The sequence below is a fragment of the Jiangella ureilytica genome (assembly GCF_004348545.1).
Lineage (GTDB): Bacteria > Actinomycetota > Actinomycetes > Jiangellales > Jiangellaceae > Jiangella > Jiangella ureilytica.
In genome coordinates, this window is sequence record NZ_SMKL01000074.1 from 19,928 (window position 1) to 29,729 (window position 9,802).

Here is a 9,802-nt window from a genome sequence, read left to right on the forward strand (position 1 = left end):
CGCGTCAGAGCGCCGCGATGGTCCAGGTGGTCTGGTGCGTCTGGGCGGGCTCGAGCACCACCAGGTCGGTGCCGGAGTTGAACGCGTCGGGCGGGCAGGTCATCGGCTCGACCGCCAGGCCGATGCGATGGCCGGACTCGCCGGGCCGGTCGGCGGTGTGGATCTGCACCCACGGGCACTCGGCGGCGTTCCACGAGCAGACCACGCCGCCGCCGTCGGCCGCCCGCACGCGCACCCGCGCGACGCCTTCGCCGTCGGCCGCCAGACCGGTGAAGGCATGGTCGATGAGGATGTCGCCGAGCTGCCGCGGCGTGCGGAAGTCGAACCCGGCCGACTCGACGTCCTCGACGTCCAGCGGGAGCAGCCGGTCCGGCGTCACCGCGAGGTAGCGCGCGGCCGGCAGCTCGAGCGACCAGTCGTCGACTCGGCCCGCGCCGGCGACGAGGTACGGGTGCGGACCGGTGCCGTACGGGGCAGGGCCGGCACCGGTGTTGGTGGCCGCGACGGTCCAGTGCAGGCCGTCGTCGTCCAGGGCGTAGCGGACCCGCAGGTCCAGCGGGTGCGGGTAGGCCGGGGTGGGCACCAGCGCGTGTCGCAGTTCGACCGCCGACTCCGACTCGGCGAGCACGTCCCAGCGCACCCACCCGACCAGCCCGTGCAGCGCGTTGCCGCGGTCGGGCTCGGTGAGCGCCAGCCGTCGTTCCCGGCCGCCGAAGGTGTAGACGCCGTCGGTGACGCGGTTGGGCCACGGCGCCAGCACCGCACCGCGGTAGTGGGGCCGGATCTCGTCGGCGTCGAAGCCGACGACCAGCGGCCGGTCGTCGTGGCGCAGCTCGCGCAGAGTGGCGCCGACCTCGGTGACGACGGCGGAGTAGGCGCCGTGGCGCAGCTCGACCTGGGTGCCGCTGGGGCTCACTGGTTGTTCTCCTCGATGCCGGCGCCCGCTGCCGGGCGGACGGTGAAGACGGACGGTGACGCGTGGCCGTGCCGGTCGAACGCGGACCGGACGGCGTCGCCCACCCGGTCCGCGGCGTCGGCCGGGGCCAGCGCGATGACCGACCCGCCGAAGCCGCCACCGGTCATCCTCGCACCCAGCGCCCCGGCGTCGAGCGCGACCTCGACCGCGAGGTCGACCTCGGCCACCGTGATGTCGTAGTCGTCGCGCATCGAGGCGTGCGACGCGGTGAGCAGCGGCCCGATCTCGTCGGCCCGGCCGGCCCGCAGCAGCGCGACGGTGTCGAGGACGCGGGCGTTCTCGGTGAGCACGTGCCGCACCCGCCGCACCATGACGTCGTCGTCGAGCTTGCCCAGGACGTCGTCGACGGCGTCGCCCTGCACCTCGCGCAGCGTCTCGACGCCCAGCAGCGCCGCAGCCTCCTCGCACGTGGCCCTGCGGGCGCCGTAGCCGCCCCCGGTGTGCTCGTGGTGCACGCGGGTGTCTACGACGACCAGGCTCAGCCCCGCGGCGGGGAGGTCGCACGGCACCGGCTGCGCCGTCATGGACGTGGCGTCGAACAGGATGACGTGGCCCTCCTGCCCGTACAGCGACGCCATCTGGTCCATGGTGCCGGTGGGCGCGCCGACGTACTGGTTCTCGGCCCGCTGCACCAGCAGCGCCAGCGTCGTGCGGTCCAGGCCCAGCCCGTGCAGGTCGTTCAGGGTGACGGCGACGGCGACCTCGAGCGCGTGCGACGACGACAGCCCGGCGCCGGTCGGCACGGTGCTGTCGATGGTGACGTCGGCGCCCGGGACGTCGTGGCCGGCATCGCGCAGCGCCCAGAACACCCCGGCCACGTACGCGGCCCAGCCGGTGACCTCGCCGGGGGCGCTGTCGACGGCGAACCGGGCCGGCTCGGCGCCGGGCGCGGTCGAGGCCGCCACGATGACGCCGTCGTCGCGACTGCGCACTCGCGCCGTGGCGCGGGCCGGGATGGCCAGCGGCAGCGCGAACCCGCCGTTGTAGTCGGTGTGCTCGCCGATGAGGTTGACCCGGCCGGGGGCCGACCCCGTCCGCTCGGTCAGCCCTGCTGCTGGAATCGCCATGCGTCCTCCACGATCGTGTCCAGGCCGTGCTCCGGCCGCCAGCCGAGGTCGGCGGCGATGCGCTCGGCCGACGCGACCAGCACCGGCGGGTCGCCGGCGCGCCGCTCGCGGTCGTGGGTGGGCACCGGGTGCCCGGTGACCCGCCGCACGGCCTCGACGACTTCGCGCACGGAGTACCCCGTGCCCGACCCCAGGTTGTAGACACGGTGCTGCCCGGCCGCCGCCGCGGTGCCGGTCCAGTCCAGCGCCAGCAGGTGCGCCCGCCCGAGGTCCTCGACGTGCAGGTAGTCGCGGACGGCGGTGCCGTCGGGGGTCGGGTAGTCGGTGCCGAAGACGTCGACGGCATCGCGCCGCCCGGCCGGGACCATGAGCACGTTGGGGATGAGGTGCGTCTCGGGGTCGTGCCGCTCGCCGTGCCGGCCCAGCGCCCCTCCGACGTTGAAGTAGCGCAGGCTGACCGCGGCGAGGTCGTGCGCCCGCGCCTCGCCGGCCAGCGCGTGGTCGACGGCGAGCTTGCTCTGGCCGTACGGGTTGATCGGCACCGCCGGGGTGTCCTCGGTGATGACGCTGACGTCGGGCTGCCCGTAGGTGGCCGCCGTCGACGAGAAGACCAGCCGCCGCACCCCGGCCGCCCTCATGGCGTCGAGCAGCCGCAGCGTGCCGACGACGTTGTTCCACCAGTAGAGCTGCGGCTCCGACACCGACTCGCCGACCAGCGACCGGGCGGCGAAGTGCAGCACGGCGTCGAAGCTCGCATCGACGGCGTCCGCAGCGTCTTCTATGCCCGCCTCGATGAAGCGGGCGCCGTCGGGCACCGCGTCGGCGTGCCCGGTGAGCAGGCTGTCGAGCACCACCACCTCGTGGCCGGCCGCCACGAGCTGCGACCCCACCACCGAGCCGATGTACCCGGCTCCTCCGGTGACCAGCAGCTTCATCGGACCTCCACCTCACGGAGCCGGGCCGCGACGTCCTCGGGCAGGACGTCGGTGACGAACGCGCCCATCGCCGACTCCGACCCGGCCAGGTACTTGAGCTTGTCGGCGGCACGGCGGATCGAGAACGCCTGCAGATGCAGGTAGGCGAGGTCGCGATCGTGCCGGACCGGCGCCTGGTGCCAGGCGGCGATGTAGGGCAGCGGTGCATCGTAGAGCGCATCGAACCGGCGCAGCACGTCGAGGTAGAGCGTGACGAACTCGTCGCGCTCGGTGTCGTCGAGGTCGCCGATCTCGGCCACCTGCCGGTGCGGGTACAGGTGCACCTCGACCGGCCAGCGGGCGGCGGCGGGCACGAACGCCGTCCAGTGCGCGGTCTGGCCGACGATGCGAGTGCCGGCCGCGCGCTCCTCGGCCAGGACGTCGGCGAAGAGGTTGCGGCCGGTGCGGTCGCGGTGCTCGCGGGCGGACTGCATCATCCGCGCGGTGCGCGGCGTGACGTAGGGGTAGGCGTAGATCTGGCCGTGCGGGTGCGACAGCGTGACGCCGATCTCCTCGCCACGGTTCTCGAAGCAGAACACCTGCTCGACGCCTGGAACGGCGGACAGCTCGGCGGTGCGGTCGACCCAGGCCTCGACGACCAGGCGCGCGTGCGCCGGCGCGAGCGTGGCGAAGGAGGCGTTGTGGTCGCTGCTGAAGACCAGCACCTCGCAGCGACCGGTGCCGGGGCGGACGGGGACCAGCTCGGTGCCCGTGGCGCCGGTGGTGGCGTGCGTCGACAGGCTGGGGAAGCGGTTCTCGAACGCGACCACGTCGTAGGTCGCCGACGGGACCTCGGTGGGGCGGTCCGGCGTCGACGCGCACAGCGGGCAGAGATCTTTCGGGGGGAGGAACGTGCGGGTCTGGCGGTGCCCGGCCATGGCCACCCACTCGGCCAGGACGGGGTCGTAGCGAAGCTGCGACGTGGTGCTGACCGGCGGCAGGTCGCGGGGGTCGTCGAGCCGGTGGGTGGCGTCGTCGCGCCGGTCGAAGTAGATGATCTCGCGGCCGTCGGCCAGCCGCGCCGTGGTGCGTTTCATCGTGATCCATTCGTCTGTGGCGTGGGAGCGAGGATCAGCTCGCCGACGTGCTCGGCGAGGGTCTGGCGGGCGTCGTCGGGCAGGGCGTCGTCGGTGACCAGCACGTCGGCGTCGTCGAGCCGGGCGATGGTGCTGATACCCACCGTCGCCCACTTCGTGTGATCGGCCACGACGACCAGCCGCCGGCCGGCCGCGACGAGCGCGCGGTCGGTGTCGGCCTCGAGCAGGTTCGGCGTGGTGAACCCCGCGGCGGCGTCGATGCCGTGCACCCCCAGGAAGACCACGTCGAGGTGCAGTAGTCGCAGCGACGAGACCGCGACCGGCCCGACCAGCGCGTCGGACGGCGTGCGCACCCCGCCCGTCAGCACGACGGCGAGATCGGTGCGGTCGTCGTCGTGCAGCTCGTCGGCGATGCGGATGGAATTGGTGACGACGGTGAGCCGCGGGATCTGCCGGAGGTGGCGGGCCAGCGCCCACGTGGTGGTGCCCGCCGACAGCCCGACGGCCGAGCCCGGCTCGACCAGCGCGGCGGCGGCCGTCGCGATGGCCTCCTTCTCGGCCTGCTGGCGCAGTCGCTTCGCCCGGAACCCGGGCTCGTCGGTGCTGGGCGCCCCGGGTTGGCGCCTGGTGGTGGCGCCGCCGTGCACCTTGTCGAGCGCGCCCCGCGCCACCAGCGCGTCGAGGTCGCGCCGGATGGTCATCTCGGAGACCTCGAACCGGCCGGCCAGCTCGCTCACGGTCGCCGCGCCGCGTCGCTGGACCTCGTCCAGGATGAGCGCCTGCCGTGCGGCGGCGAGCATGAATGCCGTGCCCTTCTGTGCGAACCTGTGCGATCGTGTGCTTTCACGATAGCACCGCCTTCAACGGGCGCCCTCCTTCGGCGTGGCCCGGGTCACGAGCTCGGCGCAGATGGCCAGGCCGAGGCCGGTGCCGCACGTTCAGGTGCTTCGGCACCCGCCGGAACCGTGCAGCACCCGCTCGGCGAGCTGAAGCGATACCCTGTGTCAATGCACCGTGGATGGGTGATTCCGGGCGCCGTGCTGGGCAGTGCGCTCGCCGTTGTCGCCGCCACCCAGGTGGCGTCCTGGTCGCCCGATGCCACCGGCTGGGACGGCTACGGCCCGTCCGGCCCGACCCTCGAGCCCACGATCGAGCCACTTCCCGCCGACTACACCCGGCCGCCCGAGTGTCAGGACGAGTTCGAGGCCGCCCTGCGTGACGGCCGGATCCGCGAGGCCCAGGAGTCCGGGGCCACCGTCTTCGCCGTCGCCTGTCGGCTGGGTGACAGGGACGGGTAATCGTGGCCATGCACCGTGGGTGGGTGATTCCGGGCGCCGTGCTGGGCGGTGCGCTCGCCGTCGTCGCGGCCACCCAGGTGGCGTCCTGATCACCAGACACCTCGGGATGGGACGGCGTCGACGAGCAGGCACCGCCGACGGTCCGCGACGAGCCGATGCCGTTCGGCAACCAGGTGCCGCCGGAGTGCGAGGACGAGTACGAGGCGGCCATGCACGAGGCCGAAGAGACCGGGTCGACCACGGTGGCGTTCATGTGTGAGCGGGGCGGACCCGAGACGGAGCAGCCGACGGTCGTCTGGACGCCGCCGGGGGAGTAGGCGCGCGAAATCGAGGTGCGACGGCGCCACCGCCGCGCCTACCGTGCCGGGGTGACCACCGAACTGCTCAGCGCGCTGGGCGACCAGAAGCGACTGGCCGTGCTCGGCGCGCTCTGCACCACGACCGCCGCGTCCGCGACCGCAGCGTCCACCGTCGCCGATCTCCAAGACCGCACCGGACTGTCCGAGCGGGACGTGCAGCGGGCACTGGCGGTGCTCGGCGGGGCCGGGCTGGTCAGCCGCGATAGCGCCGGGCTGCGCGCCGACCTCGAGCCGATCCGCGCCGCCGCGGCCGCCGCCGTCGCCGCGACGCCGGTCGGGCGGGTGGCGGCGGACTTCCCGCGGCTGGACGGCTGCCTCAAGAACGGCCGCATCGCCACCATCCCGGCCGACGACCGGCTGAAAGCCGAGGTGGGCCGGCTCGTCATGGCGGCGCTGCCGCACCGCGACGGCTACACCGAGAGGGAGCTCACCACCGAGCTCGCCGCGCTGGGCGACGAGCCGGTGTCGCTGCGGCGGCTCCTCGTCGATCTGCGTCTGGTCGAGCGGAACCCCGACGGGTCGCGCTACTGGCCCGCCTGACCTCGCGCCGGCAGCGGCCGGGTGGTACCGCAGTCGACGAGATGCCGGCCGGCACCACCAGTTCCTCCCGGCGCGGACCCGGCAGGCGCCGCACTCCGGCGCCGGGCAGACCGGCCGGGGCCGGAGTCACCCGCTGCCGCCACGAGCGCAGCGCCTGCGCAACGTCCGAGGCGGTCACGCCGACGCGAGGACGTCGTCGACGACGGCGCGGGCCTCGGCCTGGATGCGGGCCAGGTGATCGGTGCCGTCGAAGCTCTCGGCGTAAATCTTGTAGACGTCCTCGGTGCCGGACGGGCGCGCGGCGAACCAGCCGGACTTCGTCACGACCTTGAGCCCGCCGATCGCCGCGTCGTTGCCCGGCGCCGACGTGAGCTTCGCCGTGATCGGCTCGCCGGCCAGCTCCGTCGCCGTCACCTGGTCGGGCGAGAGCTTCCCGAGCGCGGCCTTCTGCTCACGCGACGCGGGCGCGTCGACCCGCGCGTACACCGGGTCGCCGAACGTCTCGGTGAGCCGCTTGTAGTGCTCGCTCGGTGTCGACCCCGTGACCGCGATGATCTCCGCGGCCAGCAGGCAGGCGATGATGCCGTCCTTGTCGGTGGTCCAGACCCGGCCGTCGCGGCGCAGGAACGACGCACCCGCCGACTCCTCGCCGCCGAACCCGACCGAGGAGTCGACCAGGCCCGGCACGAACCACTTGAACCCGACCGGCACCTCGAGCAGCGGCCGGCCCAGCGACGCCGCCACGCGGTCGATCATCGAGGAGCTGACGAGCGTCTTGCCGACGGCGGCGGAGCCGGGCCAGTCGGCGCGGTGCCGGAAGAGGTAGTCGATGGCGACGGCGAGGTAGTGGTTGGGATTCATCAGCCCGCCGTCGGGGGTGACGATGCCGTGCCGGTCGGCGTCGGCGTCGTTGCCGGTCGCGACGGCGAACTCGGCGCCCTCGGCCAGCCGGCCGATCAGCGAGGCCATGGCGTACGGCGACGAGCAGTCCATGCGGATCCTGCCGTCCCAGTCCAGCGTCATGAACCGCCAGGTGGGGTCGACCAGCGGGTTGACGACGGTGAGGTCGAGCCCGTGCCGCTCGGCGATGGCCGCCCAGTAGTCCACCGACGCCCCACCGAGCGGGTCGGCGCCGATGCTCACCCCGGCGGACCGGATGGCCTCGACGTCGATGACCGACGGCAGGTCGTCGACGTAGGCGCCGAGGAAGTCGTAGGTCGACGTCGTGCCGGCCGACCGCGCCGTGGTCAGATGCACCCGGCGCACCCCGTGCAGGCCGCGCTCGAGGTAGCGGTTCGCCGCCTCCTGGATGGCGCCGGTGATCTCCGAGCCGGCCGGGCCGCCGTCCGGCGGGTTGTACTTGAACCCGCCGTCCCAGGGCGGGTTGTGCGACGGGGTGACGACGACACCGTCGGCCCGGCGCCGGCCCGGCACGGAGTTGTAGGCGAGGATCGCGTGCGACACCGCCGGCGTCGGCGTGTACCGCTCGTCGCCGTCGACCAGCAGCGTCACCTCGTTGGCCGCGAACACCTCGACCGCCGTCGCCCACGCCGGCTCGGACAGCGCGTGCGTGTCCTTGCCCAAGAACAGCGGGCCGTCGATGCCGTTGGCCGAGCGGTAGTCGCAGATGGCCTGCGCCGTGGCGGCGATGTGGTCCTCGTTGAACGCCGCGCCCAGCGACGATCCGCGGTGGCCGGACGTGCCGAAGGCGACCCGCTGGCCGGGGTCGCCGGGGTCCGGATGGGTCGTGTAGTAGGCCCGGACCAGCTGGGGCACGTCGACCAGGTCCTCGGGGGCGGCGGGCTGGCCCGCGCGCGCGTGGTTCGTCACCGTGTCATCCTCTCTCGCCTCGGGTATGTCGTCACTGTGGCCGCGCCATATGATTCGCCGATGAACGACCGCTCTCCCGGCCGACATAGCGAGCAGGGGTCCCGCTCGTGAACCAGGGCACCCTGCTGAACTTCGGTCTCGTCCTCGTGTTCATCCTCATCGGCGGTGTCTTCGCGGCGACGGAGCTCGCGCTCGTGTCGTTGCGCGAGAGCCAGCTGGGCCAGATGGCGCAGCAGGGCCGCCGCGGCGAGCGGGTCTCCGAGCTCGCTCGCAACCCCAACCGCTTCCTCTCCGCCGTGCAGATCGGCGTCACCGTCGCCGGCTTCTTCTCCGCCGCCTACGGCGCCTCGACGCTCGCGCCCGACCTCTCCCCGATCCTGCAGGACTGGGGACTGCCCGAGGGCGCGGCCGACACCCTCAGCTTCATCGGGCTCACGCTGTTCATCGCCTACCTCTCGCTGGTGCTCGGTGAGCTCGTACCCAAACGCCTCGCGCTGCAGCGGGCGGCCGGCGTCTCGCTGGCGGTCGCGCCGCCGCTGGACCGGTTCGCGACGCTGATGCGCCCGGTCATCTGGTTCCTCTCCAGGTCCACCGACGTCGTGGTCCGCGGACTGGGCGGCGACCCGTCGGCGCAACGCGAGGAGATGAGCGAGGACGAGCTGCGCGAGCTCGTCTCCGGCCACGAGGGCCTGAGCGAGGAGGAGCGGCGCATCGTCGGCGACGTTCTCGACGTCGGCGACCGCCAGGTCCGCGAGGTCATGCGGCCGCGGACCGAGGTCGACTTCCTCGACGCCGACATGCCCGTGTTCAAGGCGGTCAAACTGGCGTCGACGATGCCGCACTCGCGCTACCCGGTGGTCGGCACCTCCACGGACGACGTCGTCGGCTTCGTGCACGTGCGCGACCTCTTCGATCCCGAGGTGTCCGGCCGCAGCATCCGCGTCGGCGAGCTGGTCCGTGACGTGCTCGTGCTGCCCGGCACCAAGCGCGTCCTCCCGGCGATGTCGGAGATGCGCCGCGAGGGCTCGCACCTGGCCGTCGTCGTCGACGAGTACGGCGGCACCGCCGGCATCGTCACCCTCGAAGACCTCGTCGAGGAGCTGGTCGGCGAGATCCGCGACGAGTACGACACCGACGAGCTGCCCTCCGCGGCCGGCGCCGGCGGTGTGGTCGACGTCGACGGCATGCTCAACATCGGCGACTTCGCCGACCGCACCGGCGTCCGGCTGCCCGACGGCCCGTACGAGACCGTCGCCGGCTTCGTCGTCGCCCGTCTCGGCCGGCTCCCGTCGGTCGGCGACGTCGTCGACTACGACGGCGTGCGCATCGAGGTCGTCTCGCTGGACGGTCGGCGAGCGTCCCGCCTGCGTGTCCATCCACGCCCCGAGACGATCCAGGCCGAGGTGGTCCCGCCGGTCACCGGCTGATCGCCGCGGCCTGATGGTGACGCGACCTGCACGCGGGTGTGGAGACCGGCCCCCGCCGTGCCGGCGGTCGCGCCGGCCGGTCGCGGTGATCATGATGGGTGGAGCACCACGAGGACTTCTCCTGCCTCACCAGGCCTGCATGCCTCGTGGAGCAGGGGATTGCCTGCTGAACGACGCTCCTATGTGGTCAAGGCGGCGAGGTCTGCGGTGAGGATGGGGTGGAGTTCGCGGGCGATGTAGCGCTTGAGGCAGCGGCGGATGTCGCGGGGTGTGAGGCCTTCGGTGGTGCGGCGT

The 9,802-nt window shown here is 73.3% G+C and carries 10 protein-coding genes; 4 read left to right on the forward strand and 6 right to left on the reverse strand.

What is annotated here, in order from left to right; all coding sequences use genetic code 11:
* Positions 1 to 4: 4 nt before the first annotated feature.
* The 5 genes from E1212_RS24250 to E1212_RS24270 are packed head-to-tail and all read right to left on the reverse strand — an operon-like array spanning position 5 to position 4,854.
* Positions 5 to 916: an aldose 1-epimerase family protein gene (locus E1212_RS24250; protein ID WP_131987253.1), complete on the reverse strand. Its 912-nt coding sequence runs from the start codon at positions 914 to 916 to the stop codon at positions 5 to 7.
* Complete coding sequence (gene galK / locus E1212_RS24255; RefSeq protein ID WP_131987255.1) at positions 913 to 2,043, reverse strand: galactokinase; 1,131 nt, start codon at positions 2,041 to 2,043, stop codon at positions 913 to 915. The genes E1212_RS24250 and galK overlap by 4 nt, the downstream gene beginning before the upstream one ends.
* Positions 2,019 to 2,978 (reverse strand): UDP-glucose 4-epimerase GalE, encoded by a 960-nt coding sequence (galE, locus tag E1212_RS24260; protein WP_131987257.1) that lies wholly within the window; start codon positions 2,976 to 2,978, stop codon positions 2,019 to 2,021. The genes galK and galE overlap by 25 nt, the downstream gene beginning before the upstream one ends.
* Positions 2,975 to 4,054: a galactose-1-phosphate uridylyltransferase gene (gene galT, locus E1212_RS24265; protein WP_131987259.1), complete on the reverse strand. Its 1,080-nt coding sequence runs from the start codon at positions 4,052 to 4,054 to the stop codon at positions 2,975 to 2,977. Before galT ends, galE begins: the two co-directional genes overlap by 4 nt.
* Positions 4,051 to 4,854 (reverse strand): DeoR/GlpR family DNA-binding transcription regulator, encoded by an 804-nt coding sequence (locus E1212_RS24270; RefSeq protein ID WP_131987261.1) that lies wholly within the window; start codon positions 4,852 to 4,854, stop codon positions 4,051 to 4,053. The genes galT and E1212_RS24270 overlap by 4 nt, the downstream gene beginning before the upstream one ends.
* 207 nt (positions 4,855 to 5,061) lie before the next feature.
* Between E1212_RS24270 and E1212_RS24275 the strand changes: the two genes are divergently transcribed.
* The 3 genes from E1212_RS24275 (at position 5,062) to E1212_RS24280 (ending at position 6,251) form a co-directional block, all read left to right on the forward strand.
* Entirely contained in the window at positions 5,062 to 5,352 is a 291-nt protein-coding gene (locus tag E1212_RS24275) for a hypothetical protein (RefSeq protein WP_131987263.1), read from the forward strand.
* A 155-nt stretch (positions 5,353 to 5,507) separates the two neighbouring features.
* Positions 5,508 to 5,669: a hypothetical protein gene (locus E1212_RS29640; RefSeq protein WP_162605610.1), complete on the forward strand. Its 162-nt coding sequence runs from the start codon at positions 5,508 to 5,510 to the stop codon at positions 5,667 to 5,669.
* 51 nt (positions 5,670 to 5,720) lie between these two features.
* Positions 5,721 to 6,251, forward strand: a complete 531-nt coding sequence (locus E1212_RS24280) for a DUF2087 domain-containing protein (protein ID WP_162605611.1) — start codon at positions 5,721 to 5,723, stop codon at positions 6,249 to 6,251.
* A gap of 174 nt (positions 6,252 to 6,425) precedes the next feature.
* Here the strand turns inward: E1212_RS24280 and pgm are convergent, their stop codons facing one another.
* Positions 6,426 to 8,081 carry a phosphoglucomutase (alpha-D-glucose-1,6-bisphosphate-dependent) gene (gene pgm, locus E1212_RS24285; protein ID WP_238992468.1) on the reverse strand — a complete coding sequence of 552 codons (1,656 nt, stop codon included), beginning with the start codon at positions 8,079 to 8,081 and terminating at the stop codon, positions 6,426 to 6,428.
* Between the two features lie 107 nt (positions 8,082 to 8,188).
* On the opposite strand from pgm, the gene E1212_RS24290 reads away from it, so the two are divergent.
* Positions 8,189 to 9,508: a hemolysin family protein gene (locus E1212_RS24290; protein WP_131987269.1), complete on the forward strand. Its 1,320-nt coding sequence runs from the start codon at positions 8,189 to 8,191 to the stop codon at positions 9,506 to 9,508.
* Positions 9,509 to 9,802: the final 294 nt, after the last annotated feature.

What these genes read in the sequence shown, in the direction of transcription:
- galT (WP_131987259.1), bottom strand. Translation starts at nt 4,054, where the DNA reads ATGAAACGCACCACGGCGCGGCTGGCCGACGGCCGCGAGATCATCTAC.
- E1212_RS24275 (WP_131987263.1), top strand. Translation starts at nt 5,062, where the DNA reads ATGCACCGTGGATGGGTGATTCCGGGCGCCGTGCTGGGCAGTGCGCTC.
- galE (WP_131987257.1), bottom strand. Translation starts at nt 2,978, where the DNA reads ATGAAGCTGCTGGTCACCGGAGGAGCCGGGTACATCGGCTCGGTGGTG.
- galK (WP_131987255.1), bottom strand. Translation starts at nt 2,043, where the DNA reads ATGGCGATTCCAGCAGCAGGGCTGACCGAGCGGACGGGGTCGGCCCCC.
- E1212_RS29640 (WP_162605610.1), top strand. Translation starts at nt 5,508, where the DNA reads ATGCCGTTCGGCAACCAGGTGCCGCCGGAGTGCGAGGACGAGTACGAG.
- E1212_RS24270 (WP_131987261.1), bottom strand. Translation starts at nt 4,854, where the DNA reads ATGCTCGCCGCCGCACGGCAGGCGCTCATCCTGGACGAGGTCCAGCGA.